Source organism: Pseudomonas sp. B10 (assembly GCF_900156235.1).
Lineage (GTDB): Bacteria > Pseudomonadota > Gammaproteobacteria > Pseudomonadales > Pseudomonadaceae > Aquipseudomonas > Aquipseudomonas siliginis.
Genome location: NZ_LT707063.1, coordinates 5677319 through 5698497, shown reverse-complemented (window position 1 = coordinate 5698497; position 21179 = coordinate 5677319). Strand labels below are relative to the sequence as shown.

Annotated in this window: 29 protein-coding genes and 1 tRNA gene; 11 read left to right on the top strand and 19 right to left on the bottom strand. The window is 57.7% G+C overall.

The features are described from left to right. Positions 1–131: 131 nt before the first annotated feature. Entirely contained in the window at positions 132–305 is a 174-nt protein-coding gene (locus tag BXA01_RS27030) for a hypothetical protein (protein WP_157115978.1), read from the bottom strand. A gap of 58 nt (positions 306–363) precedes the next feature. Between BXA01_RS27030 and BXA01_RS25825 the strand changes: the two genes are divergently transcribed. Next, complete coding sequence (locus BXA01_RS25825) at positions 364–867, top strand: DUF4406 domain-containing protein (protein WP_076567184.1); 504 nt, start codon at positions 364–366, stop codon at positions 865–867. Between the two features lie 19 nt (positions 868–886). Here the strand turns inward: BXA01_RS25825 and BXA01_RS25820 are convergent, their stop codons facing one another. Beyond that, positions 887–1558 carry a hypothetical protein gene (locus tag BXA01_RS25820; RefSeq protein ID WP_076567183.1) on the bottom strand — a complete coding sequence of 224 codons (672 nt, stop codon included), beginning with the start codon at positions 1556–1558 and terminating at the stop codon, positions 887–889. 115 nt (positions 1559–1673) lie between these two features. Between BXA01_RS25820 and BXA01_RS25815 the strand changes: the two genes are divergently transcribed. Genes BXA01_RS25815 through BXA01_RS25785 form a run of 7 tightly spaced genes read left to right on the top strand, consistent with a single transcriptional unit; the run spans position 1674 to position 5241 of the window. Beyond that, a complete protein-coding gene (locus tag BXA01_RS25815) occupies positions 1674–2048 on the top strand; it encodes an HNH endonuclease (RefSeq protein WP_076567181.1) in 375 nt (124 codons plus the stop codon). Further along, complete coding sequence (locus BXA01_RS25810; protein ID WP_076567179.1) at positions 2045–2662, top strand: hypothetical protein; 618 nt, start codon at positions 2045–2047, stop codon at positions 2660–2662. The genes BXA01_RS25815 and BXA01_RS25810 overlap by 4 nt, the downstream gene beginning before the upstream one ends. Before the next feature lie 49 nt (positions 2663–2711). Continuing rightward, entirely contained in the window at positions 2712–3074 is a 363-nt protein-coding gene (locus tag BXA01_RS25805; RefSeq protein ID WP_076567177.1) for a hypothetical protein, read from the top strand. Beyond that, a complete protein-coding gene (locus tag BXA01_RS25800; RefSeq protein ID WP_076567175.1) occupies positions 3071–3388 on the top strand; it encodes a hypothetical protein in 318 nt (105 codons plus the stop codon). Before BXA01_RS25805 ends, BXA01_RS25800 begins: the two co-directional genes overlap by 4 nt. 48 nt (positions 3389–3436) lie before the next feature. Continuing rightward, the gene (locus BXA01_RS25795) at positions 3437–3871 is read left to right on the top strand and encodes a hypothetical protein (protein ID WP_076567173.1); all 435 of its coding nucleotides are present in this window, start codon (positions 3437–3439) and stop codon (positions 3869–3871) included. Between the two features lie 45 nt (positions 3872–3916). Next, a complete protein-coding gene (locus BXA01_RS25790; RefSeq protein ID WP_076567171.1) occupies positions 3917–4129 on the top strand; it encodes a hypothetical protein in 213 nt (70 codons plus the stop codon). Then, the gene (locus BXA01_RS25785) at positions 4129–5241 is read left to right on the top strand and encodes a tyrosine-type recombinase/integrase (RefSeq protein ID WP_076567169.1); all 1113 of its coding nucleotides are present in this window, start codon (positions 4129–4131) and stop codon (positions 5239–5241) included. Before BXA01_RS25790 ends, BXA01_RS25785 begins: the two co-directional genes overlap by 1 nt. A gap of 89 nt (positions 5242–5330) precedes the next feature. On the opposite strand, the gene BXA01_RS25780 is transcribed toward BXA01_RS25785, so the two are convergent. The 9 genes from BXA01_RS25780 to thrS form a co-directional block, all read right to left on the bottom strand. After that, positions 5331–5407 (bottom strand) — tRNA-Pro (locus BXA01_RS25780). Between the two features lie 89 nt (positions 5408–5496). Next, positions 5497–5853 carry a MerR family transcriptional regulator gene (locus BXA01_RS25775; protein WP_003179985.1) on the bottom strand — a complete coding sequence of 119 codons (357 nt, stop codon included), beginning with the start codon at positions 5851–5853 and terminating at the stop codon, positions 5497–5499. Further along, positions 5834–6136 carry an integration host factor subunit alpha gene (gene ihfA / locus BXA01_RS25770; RefSeq protein ID WP_002553164.1) on the bottom strand — a complete coding sequence of 101 codons (303 nt, stop codon included), beginning with the start codon at positions 6134–6136 and terminating at the stop codon, positions 5834–5836. Before ihfA ends, BXA01_RS25775 begins: the two co-directional genes overlap by 20 nt. Positions 6137–6139: 3 nt before the next feature. Beyond that, complete coding sequence (gene pheT / locus BXA01_RS25765) at positions 6140–8518, bottom strand: phenylalanine--tRNA ligase subunit beta (protein ID WP_076567167.1); 2379 nt, start codon at positions 8516–8518, stop codon at positions 6140–6142. Positions 8519–8544: 26 nt separating this feature from the next. Beyond that, complete coding sequence (gene pheS, locus BXA01_RS25760; RefSeq protein WP_003226365.1) at positions 8545–9561, bottom strand: phenylalanine--tRNA ligase subunit alpha; 1017 nt, start codon at positions 9559–9561, stop codon at positions 8545–8547. A 109-nt stretch (positions 9562–9670) separates the two neighbouring features. Further along, on the bottom strand, positions 9671–10027 hold the full coding sequence (rplT, locus tag BXA01_RS25755; protein WP_002553161.1) for a 50S ribosomal protein L20: 357 nt from the start codon (positions 10025–10027) through the stop codon (positions 9671–9673). Positions 10028–10054: 27 nt separating this feature from the next. After that, positions 10055–10249 (bottom strand): 50S ribosomal protein L35, encoded by a 195-nt coding sequence (rpmI, locus tag BXA01_RS25750; RefSeq protein ID WP_002553160.1) that lies wholly within the window; start codon positions 10247–10249, stop codon positions 10055–10057. Positions 10250–10309: 60 nt separating this feature from the next. Continuing rightward, positions 10310–10861, bottom strand: a complete 552-nt coding sequence (gene infC / locus BXA01_RS25745; RefSeq protein WP_169432615.1) for a translation initiation factor IF-3 — start codon at positions 10859–10861, stop codon at positions 10310–10312. Then, a complete protein-coding gene (gene thrS / locus BXA01_RS25740; RefSeq protein ID WP_024012407.1) occupies positions 10861–12783 on the bottom strand; it encodes a threonine--tRNA ligase in 1923 nt (640 codons plus the stop codon). The genes infC and thrS overlap by 1 nt, the downstream gene beginning before the upstream one ends. Before the next feature lie 370 nt (positions 12784–13153). Between thrS and BXA01_RS25735 the strand changes: the two genes are divergently transcribed. Continuing rightward, complete coding sequence (locus tag BXA01_RS25735) at positions 13154–13456, top strand: hypothetical protein (RefSeq protein ID WP_076567165.1); 303 nt, start codon at positions 13154–13156, stop codon at positions 13454–13456. A 290-nt stretch (positions 13457–13746) separates the two neighbouring features. Next, the gene (locus BXA01_RS25730) at positions 13747–13959 is read left to right on the top strand and encodes a cold-shock protein (protein WP_003179963.1); all 213 of its coding nucleotides are present in this window, start codon (positions 13747–13749) and stop codon (positions 13957–13959) included. A 64-nt stretch (positions 13960–14023) separates the two neighbouring features. Here BXA01_RS25730 and BXA01_RS25725 read toward each other — a convergent pair whose 3' ends face one another. Together BXA01_RS25725 and BXA01_RS25720 are read right to left on the bottom strand one after the other, a co-directional pair. After that, complete coding sequence (locus tag BXA01_RS25725) at positions 14024–14341, bottom strand: I78 family peptidase inhibitor (RefSeq protein WP_016774047.1); 318 nt, start codon at positions 14339–14341, stop codon at positions 14024–14026. Between the two features lie 166 nt (positions 14342–14507). After that, on the bottom strand, positions 14508–14810 hold the full coding sequence (locus tag BXA01_RS25720) for a hypothetical protein (RefSeq protein WP_076567163.1): 303 nt from the start codon (positions 14808–14810) through the stop codon (positions 14508–14510). 131 nt (positions 14811–14941) lie between these two features. Between BXA01_RS25720 and BXA01_RS25715 the strand changes: the two genes are divergently transcribed. Beyond that, positions 14942–15142, top strand: coding sequence for a hypothetical protein (locus tag BXA01_RS25715; RefSeq protein ID WP_076567161.1), 201 nt, complete (start codon positions 14942–14944; stop codon positions 15140–15142). 33 nt (positions 15143–15175) lie between these two features. Here the strand turns inward: BXA01_RS25715 and BXA01_RS25710 are convergent, their stop codons facing one another. Genes BXA01_RS25710 through BXA01_RS25685 form a run of 6 tightly spaced genes read right to left on the bottom strand, consistent with a single transcriptional unit; the run spans position 15176 to position 21129 of the window. After that, positions 15176–16204, bottom strand: a complete 1029-nt coding sequence (locus BXA01_RS25710) for a nucleoside hydrolase (protein WP_076567159.1) — start codon at positions 16202–16204, stop codon at positions 15176–15178. 31 nt (positions 16205–16235) lie between these two features. Beyond that, positions 16236–16640: a D-ribose pyranase gene (rbsD, locus tag BXA01_RS25705; RefSeq protein ID WP_076567157.1), complete on the bottom strand. Its 405-nt coding sequence runs from the start codon at positions 16638–16640 to the stop codon at positions 16236–16238. Continuing rightward, the gene (gene rbsK, locus BXA01_RS25700; protein ID WP_076567155.1) at positions 16637–17554 is read right to left on the bottom strand and encodes a ribokinase; all 918 of its coding nucleotides are present in this window, start codon (positions 17552–17554) and stop codon (positions 16637–16639) included. The genes rbsD and rbsK overlap by 4 nt, the downstream gene beginning before the upstream one ends. A 24-nt stretch (positions 17555–17578) precedes the next feature. Next, positions 17579–18598, bottom strand: a complete 1020-nt coding sequence (locus BXA01_RS25695) for a LacI family DNA-binding transcriptional regulator (protein WP_076567153.1) — start codon at positions 18596–18598, stop codon at positions 17579–17581. A 3-nt stretch (positions 18599–18601) separates the two neighbouring features. Next, positions 18602–19579, bottom strand: coding sequence for an ABC transporter permease (locus tag BXA01_RS25690; RefSeq protein WP_016774040.1), 978 nt, complete (start codon positions 19577–19579; stop codon positions 18602–18604). Beyond that, on the bottom strand, positions 19576–21129 hold the full coding sequence (locus tag BXA01_RS25685; RefSeq protein ID WP_076567151.1) for a sugar ABC transporter ATP-binding protein: 1554 nt from the start codon (positions 21127–21129) through the stop codon (positions 19576–19578). The genes BXA01_RS25690 and BXA01_RS25685 overlap by 4 nt, the downstream gene beginning before the upstream one ends. Between the last annotated feature and the right edge of the window lie 50 nt (positions 21130–21179).

The window sequence follows — 21179 nt, the reverse complement described above, 5'->3', positions numbered from 1 at the left end:
AAATCAAATTGCCATCAGTCAGTAGGGAGCACCCCACTCAGCCAATCACTCCACCGCCCGGGCCTGCCCCGGCATAGGGCGCCCCATGCCCACAGAAAACCGACATGGCCCGCTGAATTATCCGCTTGAACTCATTTGGGGTCGTCGCGGCGCCGAGCTTCCCGAATGAAAAATGCACCCACAATCACGGGCAGCAGACCAAGCAAAACGATGTCCCAAGCCTTATGTTCGACCGCATTCCAGATAACTACAAACTGCAACACTCCGCACCAAATGAAGTACTTAGTCATGTCTGAGTAAGCCATCGCTGTCCCCTCCTTCGATTTACAAAACAATTTAGCCGAGTATTGGCGAGGTATCCCCATGCCCACAGAAAACCGCAACCATCCAGATGATCAGCCCGCGATCGAGCGCTTGCACCAACGCTACGTCGACAAGATCGACCGATTCTCAGAAGAGCTGATTGTGTTTCAGGACTCGGCCTATGCGATGGGCCTGGATCGCGGCACGCAACTGGCCAAAGGTTGCGTAACGCTCGCCGCCGACCGCGCCAGCCGCTTGTACCTGGCCGGGCCGATGACGGGCATCAAGGACTTCAACTACCCCGCCTTCAACGCTATGGCCGATCGGCTTCGTGCTGCGGGCTACGAAGTCGAGAACCCGGCTGACCACGGCACCGTCGAGGGAGCGGTCTGGGCCGATTACATGGCCTATGACCTGACGAGGCTCGGCCTGTGCGGAATGATTGCACTGCTGCCGGGCTGGGATTTGTCGCAGGGCGCCAAGCTTGAAGTGATGATCGCCGAACACCTCGGCATGCGGGTTGTGAATGCCCATGATCTGGTATCGATGGAGATTGCAGGATAGTGGTTACTATTCTTTGAACTCATCCGTGCGGAGATATAGAGCTCTCAGTAGAGGATGTAGCTTTCGGCTTCATCAGCGGTACATGCTCAGGGTGGGATTCCGATACACTATTATTAATTTCATTGAACGCTTTTATTATTCCATCATTGGCCACCATAATCGTTGCCAATATAACTGTTAACCTTCGGCTATTCGCATATTCGATTTTTTTTCGATCATCAATCTCATCGACCAGCCCCTCTTGAATATCGCGAAAACAGTCTCTGATGCCACACACAAAATCAATCAACCTATGATCCGGAAGCTGTAGAATATTTATATCATCAAAACTTTTACTCAACCCTTTAATTAAATTTTTAGTTGATAGTTCATTGGCATGATCATAGTTAATCAACCCTTCACACACTCTAGAAGCTCTTGAGGATAGGACTTGGAGGGACTTCAACAGCACTACATCCTTTCGATGTTGCTGAATTTGTAATTGCCTGGACTGACTTGAGGCAATCCATACAGCCATGATTATCGCAAAAATCGCTCCAAATGCCTGAACCCATGCTGCCGCGTCTTTAATTGCACCAGACGCATTCAAAACCACAAAAAGCGCCCACCCGATGGAGCCAACCGCTAAAAACGTCCACACAGCCCAAACGCTTGCCAACTTCATGCTTGTTGGAATTTGCATTTTTTTCACCGCGAACCCTCCATTGCCCTAGCAAGATACAGAGCTTGACCAATTTTTCGGACGGGGTCTACGTCCGAAAATCTCCCCCCCTTCAAAGCCAGCCGCTATAGCGGCAAGGATACCTATGCGCCTGAAGAAATCTGAGCGCGAGCAAGTGCGCCTGAAGTACGGCGGGCACTGCGCCTACTGCGGTGTGGTGCTGGGTGAGAAGTGGCACGCTGATCACCTCGAAGCGGTCCGCCGCAACTGGGGCAAGGAGGCGAAGCTGGTTCCAGCGCTCAGCCCAGAAAACCACAACCTCGCCAACATGATGCCGGCCTGCATCCCCTGCAATCTGAGCAAGCACGCCATGCCTCTGGAAGCTTGGCGCGAGTGGATCGCCGGACACGTCAACAGCCTCAACAACTACCACCCAATCTACCGGCTCGCCAAGTCGTACGGCCTGATCGCTGAGACTGGCGCGCCGGTGGTCTTCTACTTCGAAAAGGTGAACCCATGACCGCTATCAAGGAACGGCCGATCCTGTTCTCGGCGCCGATGGTGCGCGCCATCCTGGATGGCCGGAAGACGGTGACGCGGCGGCCGGTCAAAGGGTCAGCCCTGAAATGGCTGGAAGAGTTCGTGCCGGAGTTCGTCGCGCTTTCCGCCAATGAGCTTTGCCCGTTCGGCCAGATCGGCGCACGGCTTTGGGTGCGCGAGACCTGGTACTGCGATCACTTCGAAATCCAGAAAGGCCCGTACCTACAGCCCGCCGACATGCACGACCTTGATCAGTCTCGAGAAGACGGCGAACTGGTGTACGCCGCTGATGGACTGGCGCCCTATGAGCAGGAGCAGCCGACGTGGAAGCCAAGCATCCACATGCCGCGCTGGGCCTGCCGCATCCTGCTGGAGATCACCGACGTCCGCGTCGAGCGCTTGCAGGACATCAGCCGCGCCGATATCCGGGCGGAAGGCCTGGAGTGTCCGCAGGAACTGGCAATCGATGACGTTTCGCCGAATTACCGAGACTGGTACCCGGCGGCTTGGAAGGAGTTGTGGAACTCCACCGGCGGCGACTGGGACGCGAACCCGTGGGTCTGGGTCGTCGAGTTCAAACGGGTGACGCCATGATCGCCCTCGCCTGGTTCGCCTACGTGTACTGCTACAAGGGGCCGCGGTGATGAAAGCGCGCATCGAAAAGAAACTGAGCAAGCGACTGGTTGAATTGCATCCATCCCTGTACCGAAAGGCTTGGCGTGATGGCGAGCATTCTGAACTGGCGTATGAGCAGCGTTCGAGTGTCAGGCACTGCCTCAGTGTTGGAGGCGGCACTGATTATTGGGGCGACGGCCTGGAAGCCTATACGGTGTGGGCTGACTGGCGTAACAACTGGGCCTGGCATGGACCTTTTGAGGCTTACCCTGACGGGCATAACCTCGAAGGCTACCCCGACACCGGCCGTTTCAGGCCGACAACGCGGAACCTGCTGAAGCTGGCTTCCAATTGCGAACTGTCAGAGCGCGCCAAGGCGCGGGCACGATGAAACGCACGGTCAGCGTCCGCACCGAGGAACTGACCGGCCCGGCGCTGGACTGGGCGATCAACGCGATCGAGGGTGAGCAGCTGCCCGCGGCAGGCCAGCTGGATCTCTTCGCCCTGCCCGACGCCGAGCAACTGATCACGAAGTACGGCGTTTGGGTCGATGTTGGCCACCGGCACCCTTGGTTGGCCGATATGACGAACGACCCGCTCAACCGGCAGCCCGGCGAAACCAGAACCATCGCCGTGTTCCGCGCCGTGGTCTTCGCCAATCGCGGCGCCGCGGTGAAAGTCCCCGCCGAACTGATCCAGCAATAACCCCAACCACTCAACAGCCTGCCGGTGTACGGCGGGCGAGGAATTCGTATGTCTGAGAAAAATATCAAAGCCATCATGGAACAAGCGCAAGTGTTCGCCAGCAGCTGGTCGATGGTCGGCGGGCCGTTCGCGGCAGACGATCAACTCGAACGCGCCGAAGAAGAAAAAGCGGAACTGAAAAAGCTGGTCACCAGCGCCCTTGAAGGATCGGTCAACGCCCCGCAAGACGTCGGCGAAATGATCCAGTCGTTACTGGCTTGGCATAAGCGGCAGGCCGACCAGGTCCAGATCATCAGCGACAACGCAAAGGAAGGCGTGACGCTCCAACTCGGCATCGAGGACCCCGTCGAGATCGTTCTGACAAAGGACATGGCCAAGGGGTTGCGGATCGGCCTCGTGCTCGCGCTCGAACGCCTTGGCAAATTACCGATCAGCGTCAGTCATGACGACGATGACGACCTCGATCTGGATGAAGACGAATAACCCATCACCACCTTCTGCCGCCAAGCGCGGCATGGAGCATCACCAATGAAAAAAGAGCTGATCAAGATCAGTGAATTCCAGCGCCGGCGCTGGGGTGAAAACGGAACACCACCCTGCCCCCAGGCGATCCGCAACTACATCCGCAACGGCAAGGTGCCCGGCGAGCAGATTGGCAAACTCTGGTACGTTGATTGGACGGCGTTCAGCCGTTCGGACGGCAATGATCTGGTCGCGATGGTATTGAAAGGAGCTGCATGATGGTCCCACGGCCGCGCAACAAGGCGAACAAGAGCCTACCGCAGAACCTGTACTTCGATTCGCGGCGCTCGACCTATCGCTACCGCCGGCCCACCGACGGTAAGTGGTTCCAGTTCGGGTCTGACCGGATTAAGGCGATCGATGCCGCGAAGCAGTTGAATCTGGAGTTCATGCGCGGCGCTGACCTGGTCGGCGCCGTAATGGGCAGCACATCGGAATCGTTCGCCGGCTTCCTGGACGCATACGAACGCGACGTTCTGCCGCCGAGGGAACTCGCAAAAGGAACGCTGGGCTTGTACGCCGTGCATTTCCGTCGTTTCAGGAAACAGTTCGAAGGCAAAGCCATCGATCAGATCACGATCCGCATGATCGCGCAGATGCTGGACGCCCTCACCCCGCGCACTGCCAACCAGTGCCGCGCGCTGCTGATCGACATCTTCAACCACGCAGCGGCAAAAGGGCTGTGCCCGGATAACCCGGCCGCCAGCACCATCAATCGAATTGAGAAGAAGCAGCGCAAGCGACACACCGTCGAAGGCCTGAAGGCCATTCGGGAGAACTCACCGTTCTGGCTGCAGAACGCAATCGACCTGGCACTGATCACCGCGCAGCGCCGGACGGACATCTTAAATATGCGGTTCGATGGTGTTCGGGAAGGGTTTTTGTATGTGGTTCAGCAGAAGACGGCCAAGGCCAGCGACGCGGCTTGGATCCGGTTCAAAGTAACCGAAGAACTCCAGGCAGTTATCAGCCGGTGCCGGGATGACATCGTCTCGCCCTACCTGATACATCGCCGCCCAGACCGCAAAAAGCAGAAGCAGGCGCAGACGAAGGACCACTGGACGCAGGTCGAAGAGCGATATTTGACGCGAGCCTTCAAGGAGGCCCGGGATGCGGCGGGTTGTTACAAGGGATGGAAGGAAGAGGAAATGCCGGGCTTCCATGAAGTGCGAGCGCTGTCGCTGCACCTGTATCAGAAAGCCGGGAAGGACGGTCAGAAGATCGCCGGCCACGCCAGCGAGACCATGACGAAGAACTACCAGAAGGACCATGCCGAGATCGTCTGGTCAGAGGCAATTCCTGATCTGAATATCAGCGAAATCACCGGGTAGTTTTGCGCAAGTTTTGCGCGGGTTTTGCGCAGGCACAAAAAAGCCGATCCATCTGATCGGCTTAAGTGTCTGATTCTAATCAGGAATAATGGTCGGGACGGAGTGATTCGAACACTCGACCCCTAGCACCCCATGCTAGTGCGCTACCGGACTGCGCTACGCCCCGACTGATGTTGCATCCCGTTCTTCACCTCGAAGAACGCTCAAGAATATATCGCAAGCTTTTGAAAACTGGAAGTATTCAAACGCAGGTTTTTATTTCTTGAGTACCACCAGAACGTCTTCCAATTCGGCAATCATCTGCCGAATCATCTGTTTGTACTGTGTGGTGTCATCTTTGGCTTCGTCGCCGGACAAACGCAGTCGTGCGCCGCCGATGGTGAAACCCTGATCGTAAAGGAGCGCGCGGATCTGCCGGATCATCAGCACGTCCTGGCGCTGATAATACCGGCGGTTCCCGCGGCGTTTGACGGGGTTGAGCTGAGGAAACTCCTGCTCCCAGTAGCGCAGCACGTGTGGCTTTACGGCACACAGCTCGCTGACTTCACCGATGGTGAAGTAGCGTTTGCCCGGGATGACCGGTAGTTCGTCGTTATGACTTGGTTCCAGCATAAGCCTCAACTCGGGCCTTCAACTTCTGCCCTGGACGAAAGGTGACCACACGGCGAGCCGTGATCGGGATTTCTTCCCCCGTTTTCGGGTTGCGGCCAGGCCGCTGGCGTTTGTCCCGAAGGTCGAAATTGCCGAAACCGGACAATTTGACCTGCTCGTTGTCTTCAAGAGCGTGCCTGATTTCCTCGAAAAACAGTTCGACCAATTCCTTGGCTTCCCGCTTGTTCAGGCCCAGCTCTTCATACAGACGTTCCGCCATCTCAGCTTTCGTCAAAGCCCCCATACGTCACTTCCTTAACGTGGCGTTCAACCTTTGTTCGAGCGAGGTGAGGATATTTTGCGTCGTCGAATTCACCTCATCGTCATTAAGAGTGCGCGATGGATGCTGCCAGGTCAAGCCGACTGCAAGGCTTTTTCTATCAGGATCAATACCTTTACCCTGATACACGTCAAACAGCCTGAGCTCTGTGAGCCATTCGCCTGCATTTTCACGGATTACGTCCAGCACAGCCGAGGCCGCGACGTCTTTGTGCGCGATCAGTGCAAGATCACGACGCACTTCAGGAAAGCGCGACAACTCGTGGAATTTTGGCATTTTACCGAGCGCCACTTCCGCCAGAACCAGCTCGAAGACGAACACCGGACGATCGAGCCCCAGCGCCTTTGACAACTCAGGGTGGATTGCACCGATATAGCCTACCTCGCGACCTTCACGCTCGATGCGCGCGGTCTGACCCGGATGCAGCGCCGGGTGCTTGCCCGGAGCAAAGGTGAACGAATCCAGGGCACCGGCGAAACCCAGTACCGCTTCCACGTCAGCCTTTACGTCGAAGAAGTCGACGGTATCCCGACCCTGCGCCCAGCCTTCCGGCAAGCGACTCCCGCAAACAACCCCGGACAGCATAGGCTCTTGCTTCAAGCCCTCAAGCTGACCAACGAAGCGCAGGCCGCTCTCGAACAGACGCACGCGATCCTGCTGACGGTTGAGGTTGTGCTGCAACGCCTTGACCAGACCTGGCCACAACGACGAGCGCATGGCGGCCATATCGTTGGAGATCGGATTAGCCAGCAACAGCGGCTCGACACCTGGATTGAACAGTTCGAACTGACGCGGATCGATGAAGCTGTAAGTGATCGCTTCCTGATAACCACGAGCAACCAGCAGGCGACGCAGCTCAGGCAGATCACTACGCGCTTCTGCCTTGGCTTGCGGCGCCAGACGCGCTTGCGGGTAGCGAACCGGCAGACGGTTGTAACCGTACAGACGAGCCAGCTCTTCGATCAGGTCGACTTCCAGGCTGATATCGAAGCGGTGGCTTGGCACTTCAACGCGCCATTGCCCTTCGCCGTCAGCGGCAATGTTCAGGCCCAGGGCGCCGAGCAGACGCTCGACCTGTGCCGAATCCATCTCCATGCCGAGCATTTGCGTGATGCGCTGGGCACGCAGAGTGATCGGTGCAATCGATGGCAGATGTTGCTCGCTGACGGTCTCGATGATCGGGCCAGCTTCGCCACCAGTGATCTCCAGCAGCAGGCCAGTGGCGCGCTCCATGGCTTCACGTGCCAGCTGCCAGTCAACGCCACGCTCGTAGCGATGCGAAGCGTCGGTGTGCAAGCCGTAAGAACGTGCCTTGCCGGCAACCGCAATCTGATCAAAGAACGCAGATTCGAGGAACACATCGCGCGTGGTCGCGGAAACACCGCTGTGCTCGCCACCCATGACGCCGGCGATCGCCAGTGCACGAGTGTGGTCAGCGATGACCAGCGTATCGCTACGCAGGCTGACTTCCTGACCATCGAGCAGAACCAGCTTCTCGCCCTCTTCAGCCATGCGCACACGAATCCCGCCATTGATTTCGGCGAGATCGAAAGCGTGCAGCGGCTGACCCAGCTCGAGCATCACGTAGTTGGTGATGTCGACGGCAGCGTCGATGCTGCGCACGTCGGCGCGACGCAGACGCTCAACCATCCACAGCGGGGTTGGCTTGGACAGGTCGACGTTCCGGATGACCCGACCCAGGTAACGTGGGCAGGCAGCCGGGGCCAGCACCTCGACCGAACGGACTTCGTCGTGTACCGCTGCAACCGCAGGCACCACAGGACGGGTTACCGGCACGGCGTACAGCGCGCCGACTTCACGGGCCAGACCGGCCAGGGACAGGCAGTCGCCACGGTTCGGGGTCAGGTCGACCTCGATGCTGGCGTCTTCCAGATCCAGATACACACGGAAATCTTCGCCCACCGGCGCATTGGCCGGCAGCTCCATCAGACCGTCGTTGCCCTCACCGACCTGCAGCTCTGCCTGCGAGCACAGCATGCCGTTGGACTCGACGCCACGCAGCTTGGCCTTCTTGATCTTGAAGTCGCCCGGCAGCTCTGCGCCAATCATGGCGAACGGAATCTTCAGGCCCGGGCGCACGTTTGGCGCTCCGCACACGACCTGGAAGGTTTCCGCGCCATTACTGACCTGGCATACGCGCAACTTGTCGGCGTCCGGATGCTGCTCGGTGCTCAGCACCTCACCCACCACCACACCACTGAATACGCCGGCGGCCGGAGTAACGCTATCGACCTCAAGACCGGCCATCGACAGACGGGCAACCAGCTCGTCGCGATCTACCTGCGGGCTGACCCAGCCACGCAGCCATTGTTCACTGAATTTCATCCTGCTCTCCTAAGAATTCGTTACGACTAGCGAAATTGCGCGAGGAACCGCAAGTCGTTGTCGAAGAACAGACGCAAGTCGTTCACGCCGTAACGGAGCATGGCCAGACGCTCGACGCCCATGCCGAAGGCAAAGCCGGAGAACTCTTCCGGGTCTATGCCAGACATGCGCAGCACGTTCGGGTGAACCATGCCGCAGCCCATCACTTCCAGCCAGCCGGTCTGCTTGCAGACGCGGCAGCCTTTGCCGCTGCACATCACGCATTCCATATCGACTTCAGCGGATGGCTCGGTGAACGGGAAGTACGAAGGACGGAAACGCACGGCCAGTTCTTTCTCGAAGAACACCCGCAGGAATTCTTCGATGGTGCCTTTGAGATCGGCAAAATTGATATCGCGATCGACCAGCAGGCCTTCGACCTGGTGGAACATCGGCGAATGGGTGATATCGGAGTCGCTGCGATACACGCGGCCCGGGCAGACGATGCGGATCGGCGGCTGCTTGGATTCCATGGTGCGGACCTGTACCGGCGAGGTATGGGTGCGCAACAACATGTTGGCATTGAAATAGAAGGTGTCATGCATCGACCGGGCCGGGTGATGGCCTGGGATGTTGAGCGCTTCAAAGTTGTGGTAGTCGTCTTCGACCTCAGGGCCTTCGGCGATGCCGTAGCCAATGCGGGTGAAGAACTGCTCGACGCGCTCCAGAGTCCGGGTGACCGGATGCAGACCGCCAGAGGTCTGGCCACGGCCCGGCAACGTCACGTCGATGGATTCGGCAGACAGTTTGGCAGCCAGTTCGGCTTCTTCAAACAATGCCATGCGCGCATTGAGAACGCCTGTAACACGCTCCTTGGCAACGTTGATCAGCGCACCGACTTGCGGACGCTCTTCGGCCGGCAGATTCCCCAGGGTCTTCATCACCTGAGTCAATTCGCCCTTCTTGCCAAGGTATTGAACCCGGATTTGCTCCAGGGCATTGATATCTTCAGCGCTTTGCACAGCCTCTAGTGCTTGAGAGACCAGCGCATCCAGGTTTTCCATGTACAGACTCCAGATACAAAATAGGGGAAGAGCTTGAAGGCTCTTCCCCTATTTATGACGTTTAACACCTGGCCCCACAGAGGTGAGGCCGGGTGACTGTCGGGGGTACTTAAGCCAAGGTGGCTTTAGCTTTCTCGACAATCGCAGCAAACGCCGCTTTTTCGTTCACTGCCAGATCAGCCAGAACCTTACGGTCGATCTCGATGGACGCTTTTTTCAGGCCAGCAATGAAACGGCTGTAGGACAGACCGTTAACACGAGCACCAGCGTTGATACGAGCGATCCACAGAGCGCGGAACTGACGTTTTTTCTGACGACGGTCACGGTAGGCGTATTGGCCTGCCTTGATTACCGCTTGCTTGGCAACACGGAATACGCGGGAGCGTGCGCCGTAGTAGCCTTTAGCAAGTTTCAGAATTTTTTTGTGACGCTTACGGGCAATGACGCCACGCTTTACACGAGCCATGAGTTACTTCCTCTATTCTTGACTAAATTAACGAAGGCGCAGCATGCGCTCGACTTTTGCCACGTCAGACGGATGCAGCAAGCTGCTACCGCGCAGTTGACGCTTACGCTTGGTCGACATTTTAGTCAGGATGTGGCTCTTGAAAGCGTGCTTGTGCTTGATGCCGTTAGCAGTTTTCAGAAACCGCTTGGCAGCACCACTTTTGGTTTTCATTTTTGGCATGTTCGGATACTCCGCATTCAGTTGATAAACATAATCAGAAGGCCTGCCGTGCCCTGTTGATTACTTCTTCTTTTTCGGGGCGATGACCATGATCAGCTGGCGTCCTTCCATCTTAGGATGCTGTTCGACCGAACCGTACTCGAGCAGGTCTTGTTCAACCCGCTTGAGGAGTTCCATCCCCAGCTCCTGGTGGGCCATCTCACGGCCGCGGAATCGCAAGGATACCTTGGCCCTGTCCCCGTCACTCAGGAAACGTACCAGGTTGCGCAGTTTTACCTGGTAATCCCCTTCCTCCGTCCCTGGACGAAACTTGATTTCTTTAACCTGAATCTGCTTCTGGTTTTTCTTCGCCGCGGCAATCTGCTTCTTCTTCTCGAAGATCGATTTGCCGTAGTCCATCACCCGGCAAACAGGCGGGACTGCATCTGCGGAAATTTCCACCAGATCAAGCTTTGCTTCTTCAGCGATACGAAGCGCTTCATCAATCGAGACGATGCCAATCTGCTCGCCATCAGCGCCAATTAACCGAACCTCGCGTGCCGAGATATTCTCGTTGATCGGGGCTTTCGGTGCAGCTCGTTTATCTTGTCTCATTTCACGCTTAATAATAATTACTCCGAATCTGGGCGACCACGCCGGGAAACCGCTTGCGCGAGAAACTCAGCGAACTGGGCGACGGGCATCGAGCCCAGGTCAGCACCTTCACGAGTACGCACAGCGACAGTCTGCATCTCGACTTCCTTATCTCCGATAACCAAAAGATAGGGAACCTTGAGCAAAGTATGCTCGCGGATTTTAAAGCCGATCTTTTCATTTCTCAAGTCGGACTTGGCACGAAATCCGCTTTCGTTGAGAGTTTTTTCAACCTCTGCAACAAAATCTGCCTGTTTATCAGTGATATTCATGATCACCGCCTGGGTCGGCGCGAGCCAAGCAGGGAAAGCACCTTCGTAGTGCTCGATCAGAATCCCGACGAAACGCTCGAACGAACCGAGGATCGCGCGGTGCAACATCACCGGGTGTTTGCGGCTGTTGTCTTCAGAGACGTATTCAGCGCCCAAACGGACAGGCAGGTTAAAATCGAGCTGCAAGGTACCACACTGCCAGACTCGACCGAGACAATCTTTCAGCGAGAACTCGATCTTCGGCCCGTAGAAAGCACCCTCGCCCGGCTGCAGATCGTACGGCAGGCCAGCAGAATCAAGGGCTGCAGCCAATGCTGCTTCAGCGCGATCCCACAGCTCATCGGAGCCGACGCGTTTTTCCGGACGAGTGGAGAGTTTCATCTCGACTTCGGTAAAGCCGAAATCGCGATAGACGTCCATGGTCAGCTTGATGAACGCAGCGGACTCGGCCTGCATCTGCTCTTCTGTGCAGAAGATGTGCGCGTCGTCCTGAGTGAACGCTCGCACGCGCATGATGCCGTGCAACGCACCCGACGGCTCGTTACGGTGGCAAGCACCGAACTCGGCCAGACGCATCGGCAACTCGCGGTAGCTTTTCAGGCCCTGATTGAACACCTGCACGTGGCATGGGCAGTTCATCGGCTTGATGGCGTAGTCGCGGTTTTCCGACTGAGTGGTGAACATGTTGTCGGCGTAGTTGGCCCAGTGCCCGGATTTCTCCCACAGGCTGCGGTCGACGACTTGAGGAGTCTTGATCTCAAGGTAGCCGTTGTCGCGCTGGATCTTGCGCATGTACTGCTCGAGCACCTGGTACAGAGTCCAGCCGTTCGGGTGCCAGAACACCATGCCCGGCGACTCTTCCTGAGTGTGGAACAGGCCCAGGCGCTTGCCGATCTTGCGGTGATCGCGCTTCTCGGCTTCTTCGATGCGCTGGATGTACGCCGCCAGCTGTTTCTTGTCCGCCCAGGCGGTGCCGTAGACGCGCTGCAATTGCTCGTTCTTGGCGTCGCCACGCCAGTAGGCGCCCGACAGCTTGGTCAGCTTGAAGGATTTCAGGAAACGCGTGTTCGGCACGTGCGGACCGCGGCACATGTCGACGTATTCTTCGTGATAGTACAGACCCATGGCCTGCTCGTTCGGCATGTCTTCGACCAGGCGCAGCTTGTAGTCTTCGCCACGGGCCTTGAACACTTCGATCACTTCGGCGCGCGGAGTGACTTTCTTGATGACGTCGTAATCCTTCTCGATCAGCTGCTGCATGCGCTGTTCGATGGCCGCCATGTCTTCCGGCGTGAAAGGACGCTCGTAGGCGATGTCGTAATAGAAGCCTTCGTCGATGACCGGGCCGATGACCATCTTCGCGGTCGGGTACAGCTGTTTGACCGCGTGGCCAACCAGGTGCGCGCAAGAGTGGCGAATGATCTCCAGCCCCTCTTCATCCTTTGGCGTAATGATTTGCAGGGTCGCGTCGCTGCTGATGATGTCGCTGGCGTCGACCAGTTGGCCATTGACCTTGCCCGCGAGCGTGGCTTTGGCCAGACCTGCACCAATGGATGCGGCGACCTCGGCTACGGAAACCGGGTGATCGAATGAACGTTGACTGCCGTCGGGAAGAGTAATAGTTGGCATGGCGCCTCCTCTCCTAGTGGTGACCCCTACCAAAGGTCACGTGGGTTGGGATGAGCCAGTACAAGATCCGATCCAGGCCATTCAATGACGAACGCCTGCCTTACAGCGGCAGGAGCCTTGCGGCCAACCGGAAAACCGAACCAGAGTGACTGGGATTCAAATCGGAAAAATTCGCACGCCGACCGCTTCGGGACTGAAGGTCATCCGAAGCCTGAGAACGCTTGAGCCCGGCATGCTAGCACAGATGAGCGGTCGCTTACGTCCTGATTTGGCAGAAGGCCAAATGTCCGTTTTTATGCCAGAGTGCTGAACTTGATAGGCCGTTGCGCCCTCAGATAACAAGACATTGACCCACAAGGAGCATCCTCGCATGCGTCTGAAAAGCTTATTCGCCCTCGTCGCCCCCGTCGTTCTGCTGCTGCCACTGAGCGCCCATGCCGACTGGCCGAAAGGCGAGCGCGAAAAGTACATGACCCAGTGCACTCAGGCTGCGACCCAGCAAATCGGTGCTGCAGCGGCGAAATCCCACTGCGCTTGCGGAGCTGACGCCATCAAGTCCTATCCGGCCAGCGACATTCAGGCGCTGATGGACAACAAGGCGACTCCTGAATTGCAACAGAAAGCCCTTGGCCAGATCGCCAAATGCAAGGCAAATACCGCCCCGAAAAAATAAGAAAACCGGGCATTAACATCGGCTGAAAGGCGGAAAAAAGTGCTGGAAATGAGCCTTTTCAGACGATTTATGCAGGTTTTACAGGTTTTTTTATCGTCTTTACGTTTCGCTGAAAGCCTTTCAAACCGGGGCTTTCAGCAGAAACGGGTGGCAAAGAAAACACGACTGATTGGCAAACAGCACGTCCGGGGGGCTACCAAAGCGAACATTTCGACTATGATACCCGGGTGTGCCCAGTTGGCCTGAGCAGCACAGCACTACTGAAAATATATGTTTCTTGGAGATACACCATGTCTAATCGCCAAACCGGCACCGTTAAATGGTTCAACGATGAAAAAGGCTTCGGCTTCATCACTCCTCAAGGTGGCGGTGACGACCTGTTCGTACACTTCAAAGCTATCGAATCCGACGGTTTCAAAAGCCTGAAAGAAGGCCAGACCGTCTCTTTCGTGGCTGAGAAAGGCCAAAAGGGTATGCAAGCTGCACAGGTTCGCCCAGAGTAATTTCTCGGCGCACTAAAAAAACCCCGTCCAAGTGACGGGGTTTTTTATGTCTTGAACAAAGTGTTCAGCCGCAATTGACGCGGGTAACCACCAGGTTGTTGTCGGTGTTCAGATTCAGGCGATCGGAGCGGTATTCCAGGGTGATCATGTCGTTTGGCTTGAGGAAGCGCGCATTTTGCGCCCCAGCCTTGGCACGCGCCTGATCCAGCAACTCAGGGGATGCCTTCTTGCCGATGGCAAATTGCGCTGCCGATGCTTCGCAGCGGCTGTTTCCTGATTCAGCCGCCACGGGCTCCTTTGCCGACTCGCTGGAGGTTGTGCTGCAACCAGCCAACAGAGCAGCGGCCATAAGTGCACCCAGTGTCGCGAACTTCAAAGGCATGAAGCCTCCTTGTTTTCAAATGTTTAAGCAGAGATCGTGCGACCGCCAATGCGGCGTTTGGTTTCAAGGCTCAAGCCATGCCCTGCCCCACGAGCGGAAAAATGCCGAGTGTGCCTGAGCTGCGCGCGGCGACTCAGCAAACAATCGTGACTGAATATTAACGACCTCAATAAACGTCGATGTAGTCATACGGCGGATTCGGCCAGTTGTCCTTTAGCGCGTTGAATATCTGCCTCACCCAGACGTCATCGCTGGCTGCGACGTTGCCTACATAGCCGGAGCCCTTTGACCAGGTTTCCAGGCGAAACCGCAGACCGCCGATATCCTGCCCACCGGTCACGGTGGACAGATAGGCGATGCCATCTTTGGTCACACGCAACTGGTTGTGTGCGTCGTCACTGGCCGAGGCGAGCAATTGGCGCACTGCCTCGAGTGTGAGGCCATCAGGGCTATTCAGATCGATTTGCACAACAGGGTCCTTGGTAAGCCGGAAAAGACCAAGTGTCGCATAGCGCTCCGCTCATGCCTAAGTCGCAGTGTCAAACGCCGCTCAAAATGGTTAACTCGAAAAACAGACATTCCGACCTTTCGAGCCTCCTCATGACCAGTGTAAGCATCGACGCCTCCATCAACGCCAAATGGGCCGAAGGACACAGCTCTTACAGCCCCGGCACGACGGAAGAATTGGCGCTGATCGGCATTGATTTACTGGTCAAGGAGTTGGGGATAGAAGCGGCGCAGCATTTTATCAATCAGGTATTCGAGCGATACCCAATTGGTCAGGCCGAACAGCCGCAGTGAAAACCCGCAGGCAACCGCCTGCGGGTTGACGACTTATTTCAGGCGTTTCAGGCGCTCGGTCAGCAGATCAAAGAAGCCTTGGGCGTCGCCATTTTCGACCCAGAATGCATTCTTCGGTGCTTTCAGGCCGTCATACCAGTCAACAATGGTCTGGCCGAATGTCGGTCCTTCACGGCTATCCACCACGACGTTGACCGCCCGACCGGTAAACAACTCGGGCTTGAGCAGATACGCCACAACCGTCGCGTCATGCACCGGTCCACCGGGAATGCCGTAGTGCTCCATATCGCCCTTGATGTATTCGTTGAGAATGTCGCCGACGATCTTGCTCGCATTGTTGTTCAGCGCGGCGATCTGCTTCAGGCGCGCCTCACTGGTCAGGATCTTGTGGGTCACGTCCAGCGGCAGATAGGTGAGTTTCACCCCGCTCTTGAGCACCACCTCGGCAGCCTGCGGATCAGCGAACAAATTGAATTCAGCCACAGGGGTGATGTTGCCACCGTTGAAATGCGCCCCGCCCATGATCACCACTTCCTTGATGCCCTGAACGATCTCCGGTTCCTGGATCAACGCCAGAGCCAGGTTGGTCTGCGGGCCGAGCATGGCGATGGTGATGCTGTGCGGTTTGGCCGATTTAAGAGTGTCGATCAGATAATTGACCGCATTACCTTTCGCCAGGCCTTTCTTCGGTTCGTGAACCGTGACGCCCGACAAGCCTTCCTTGCCATGAATGTTCTCGGCGTAGATCGGCGTGCGCATCAGTGGCTTCGGTGCGCCAGCGTAAACCGGCACGTCTTCGCGCCCGGCCCATTCGCGAGCCAGCCGCGCGTTGCGCGAAGTCTTGTCCAGGCGCACGTTGCCGGCCACGGTAGTCAGCGCGCGAATATTCAGTTCATCCGGCGACGCCAGCGCGAAGAGCAAAGCGACCACGTCGTCGGCGCCTGGATCGGTATCGATGATCAGATCGATCTTTTCCGCCGCCTGAGCGCCGGTCGCAGTTATCACGGACAAAAGCAGCAGACTCCGGATCAGTTGGTGAATTTTTTCAGCATAGCGTTGCATAGCGCATTCCTTGTGCAGGTGATATCGGAAATCAGAATGTAACCCCGGCGACCAGAACGATGTTGCAGTACGGCTGACATTCTCCTGTACGAATGATCGCCCTGGCTTGTCGGCTAAGCACCTTGAACTGCTCGTGGGTGAGCAGATCCCTACGGCCCAGCGCGCCCTCTTCGTTCAACGCGTCCAGCTCGGCCAGTGCCGTGGGTTGTTTGTCGAAGATCTCTTTGGCCAGCACATGGCTTTCTACCTGCATCTCGCTGAGTACAACTTTCAGCGTGCTGACGAAATCAGGGATGCCATGGGTCAGCGCCAGATCAATCAACTCGACACCCGGTGGCACGGGCAAACCGGCATCGCCAATCACGACCATGTCACCGTGGCCAAGAGAAGCGATCAGTCGCGACAGCGCGACATTAAGCAAAGGAGTCTTTTTCATGCGGGTTTGAACGCCTGTACTTCGGATATGGTTGGAATCGACGGTTGCGCACCGGCGCGGGTAACCGACAGTGCAGCGGCGATCTGACCGTAGCGAATCGCCTCGGCCTCAGATTTGCCATAGGCCAGCGCTGCGGCGAAACCGCCGACAAAAGTGTCGCCCGCCGCCGTGGTATCGACCGCCTTCACGGCCGGCGCGGGGAAATGTTCGAAGCCGTTGCCGTTGGCGAACAATGAGCCTTGCGCGCCTAACGTGACGATGACTTTGCCCGCGCCCATGGCAATCAACTGAGTGGCAGCCGTTTCTGCCGACTGCAGCGAGTCGACAGCGAGCCCGCTCAATGCGGCGGCTTCGCTTTCGTTGGGAATCAGATAGTCGATGGCGGCAAACCAGTCTGCCGGCAAAGGACGGCTGGCCGGCGCCGGGTTGAGGATGACGGTTTTGCCCAGTTCACGCGCACGCTTGAGCGCATGCCCGACCGTCGCGTCGGGAATCTCGAGCTGACAGATCACTACATCGGCGGCCTGTAAAACCGCATCAAAGCGGTCGATCACTGCCGGCGTCATCGCGCCGTTGGCACCGGCGACAATCACGATGGCGTTCTGGCTGTTGTCATCCACCACAATCAGCGCTACGCCACTGGAATCCTCTACGACACTGACAGCCTGGCAGTCGATGTGCTCGGCGAGCAAGGCATCGCGCAATCGCACACCATAGTCGTCATTTCCGACGCAACCGATCATTGCCACCTTAGCGCCCAAGCGCGCAGCAGCAACCGCCTGATTGGCGCCCTTGCCGCCAGACACCGTGGCAAAGGAATGACCAATCAGCGTTTCACCGCCGCGTGGCAGCCGTGGCGCCCGGGTGACCAGGTCCATGTTCAGGCTGCCTATTACCACTACATTTGCTGGCATACATCACTACTCATCAATTCGGTTTCAGCGATATTCGGTGAACACGCCGGACAGCGGCGCGGTCGATTCGCGCAGGACAATGCTCGGGGTCACGATGCGTTGATCGGTGCCCGAATCGGGCGCAGCAATTCTGCGCAACAGCACTTCGGCGGCCATCTCGCCCAATTGCAGGATCGACTGGCCGACCGTGGTCAGCGCCGGATAGACATAACGGCTCATCTGAATGTCATCGAAGCCGATCACCGACAGCTCAGCCGGCACCCGGACATTACGTTCAGCCGCCGCACGCAGCACACCGATGCCAATCATGTCGTTACCGGCAAAAATCGCGCTCGGGGGATTGCTTTCGAGCAGCCGGGCAGCGGCGTTGTAACCGCCGGTGCTGGTGAAGTCGCTTTCGAGCATACGCTCCTCACGCACCTCGATTCCCGCTTCTCGCAGCGCTCGGCAATAACCGGCCTGACGCATTTGCGCCACGCTGGTACTGGCAGGACCGCCGATGGTGGCGATGTCGCGATGCCCCAACTCGAGCAGGTGACGGGTTGCCAGATAAGCGCCGTATTCGTGATCGATACGCACCAGATCGGCATTCACACCTTCCAGACCCCGGTCAACGATGACCATCGGCGTCTTCACGCCCGCCAGCCCTTGCGCCAGACCACTGTCGCCGCCGGCGGAGGCGACGATCAAACCGTCAATGCGTTTTTCCAGTAACACACGCAAATAGCTGCGCTGCTTGTCCGGGTTGTCGTCGGAATTACAGAGGATCACGCAATAGCCGTTGCGCTCGCAGTAATCCTCGATCCCCCGCGCCAATTCAGCGAAGTACGGGTTGAGGCTATTAGGCACCAGCAGGCCAATGGTCGCCGTGGTCTTGGCTTTCAGCGAGCGCGCCACGGCACTGGGAACGTAGTCGAGGCTCTTGATCGCCGCCTCGACTTTGCGCCGCACTTCCTGACTCACCGGGCGGGTGTTATTCACCACGTGCGACACGGTCGTGTAGGAAATGCCCGCGAGCGCCGCTACATCCTTGATCGTTGCCATGGTTCAGCCCCGGCGACTGGCGCGTTGACTGCGATAGGTGTCGAGCACCACAGCGATAACGATTACCGCGCCGGTGATGATGCGCTTGGTCGGCTCCGTCGCACCAATCTGCGCGAGACCGGCCGCGAGCACGGAAATGATCAACACACCAAAGAAAGTGCTGATCACCGACCCGCGTCCACCCATCAGGCTGGTACCACCGATAACCACCGCCGCGATCACTTGCAGTTCCAGACCCGAACCTGCGTTCGGGTCAGCCGCTTCCAGACGCGAAATCTGAAACAGCGCAGCGATGCCCGCCAGCAGCCCCATCAGGCTGAACACCAGAATCTTGTAGGGCTTGGGATTGATCCCGGCAAGTCGCACGGCTTCTTCGTTAGTACCGATGCCGATCAGGTAACGGCCGAAAACAGTGCGGGTCAAAACTGCCTGCGCGATGAAGATCACCAGCAAAGCGATGATGAACGACGGGGAAATGCCGAACGCGATCGGATTCGACAGCCAAGCGAACGCATCGCCGATGTACGCAGTACGCGACCCGGTCATCTGATACGCCACACCGCGAGCCATTTCCAGCACGCCGAGGGAGACAATGAACGACGGAATCCGCCAGGCCACGGTGATCGAGCCAGTGATGGTCCCGGCCAGAGCCGCCACCGCCATGCCGAGCAGCGCCGCTGGCAAAACGCTCCAGCCCCAGCCGAGAATCGCAACGCTGACCGTCGATGCGGCCAGCGCGAGGACCGAGCCGACGGACAGGTCGATGCCGCCGATGATCAGCACAAAGGTCATGCCCACGGCCAGCACCATCAGGTCGGGAATCTGGTTGGCCAGGGTGCTGAAGGTGTTGTACGAGAGGAAATGGCTGCTCAGGACTGAGAACAGCGCAATCATCGCCAGCAAGGCACCGGCCAGGCCCAGATAAGTACCCAGGCCAAAGAAATTGCCACTACGTTTACTGGCAGAAGATGCAGTTTTCATGGGAGATCCCTAGGCGCTGCTTCATTGAGCAACGCATCACGTTTCTGGTAGCCGGCGAAAGCGGCGGCAAGCAAATCATCCTGGGTCCAGCTGTCGCGCTCGAAGGTGTCGATCAGACGTCCCGCCGAGAGCACGCCGATCCGGTCGCAGATCAGCATCAACTCACGCAAGTCACTGGACACCACGACCAATGCCTTGCCCTGGCGGGTCAACTCACCGAGCAAACCGTAAATATCGAACTTGGCACCGACATCGATTCCACGAGTAGGCTCGTCGAACAGCAGCACCGAACAGTCGCGCTCCAGCCAGCGACCGATCACGACCTTCTGCTGATTGCCGCCGGACAGTTCCGAAACCAACTGCGTCGGGCTCGAACTGCGGATGCGCATGGCCTCGATCTGACGTTGCGCCAGGCAAATTTCGTCGCCGTTGTTGACGAAACCGCCACTGGAGATTTCCGGCATGTTGCCCAAGGCGATGTTGGCGCTGATCGACTGACTGAGCAGCAGCCCTTCGCCCTTGCGATCCTCGGTGATCAACGCGATGCCATTGCGTACGGCATCGACTGGCGAGCGAACACTCACGACCTTGGCCGGGGAGCCGAGCGCGATGGTGCCGCTGTCGGCAGCATCGGCACCGAATATCAGCCGCAGCAATTCCGTGCGCCCAGCTCCGATCAATCCGGAAATGCCGAAGATCTCCCCGGCACGCACCTCGAAAGAGACGTCGCGGACTTTGTCAGAACGGGTCAGGCCTTTGACCGTCAACGCCGGAGCGCCGATCTTGCGCGGCCCCATGTCGATGTGTTCGCCCAGTTCGCGACCGACCATCAAGGTGACCAGTTGCTCGCTGTTGTAGTTGGCCATCGGCTCGACGCAGACCAGATTGCCGTCACGCAGCACAGCAATACGCTGCGCCACCCGCGCCAGTTCTTCGAGACGATGGGAGATATAGATGATGGAAACGCCGCGAGCCTGCAATCGGCTGATCTGCTCGAAGAGCATTTCGACTTCGCGCGCCGTGAGCATCGCGGTCGGCTCATCGAGGATCAGCACGTGGCAGTCGCCGATCAGGTTGCGCGCGATTTCGACCATCTGTTGATGACCGATACCCAACTCGCCAACCAGTGTGTCCGGGTCGATCGCATCGAGGCCGACCTGCGCCATGGCTTCGATCGCCGCCTTGCGCAACTGCTTGCGACTGATCCAGCCAGCGCTGCTCGGCAGATTATCCAGAAACAGGTTTTCCGCCACCGACAGCGTCGGCAACAGATTGAGTTCTTGCATGACCATGCGCACGCCAAGCTCTTCAGCCTGGGTACGGCTGCCCGGACGATAGTCCTTGCCGTGGAATTGCATCTGGCCGGTAGTGGGTGTGACCAGACCACCAATGATCTTCGACAGGGTACTTTTGCCGGCACCATTTTCGCCGGTCAGCGCCAGTACTTCACCGCGCATCAGCGTCAGATCGATGCCGGTGAGCACCGGTTGCGCATAGGTCTTGCCGATACCGCTGACCGAGAGGACAGCGTTCGGAGCGGAAACTGACATAGGAATCTCCACGCGCTCGCCCGGACGGACGAGCGCCGTTGTGTCGCCAG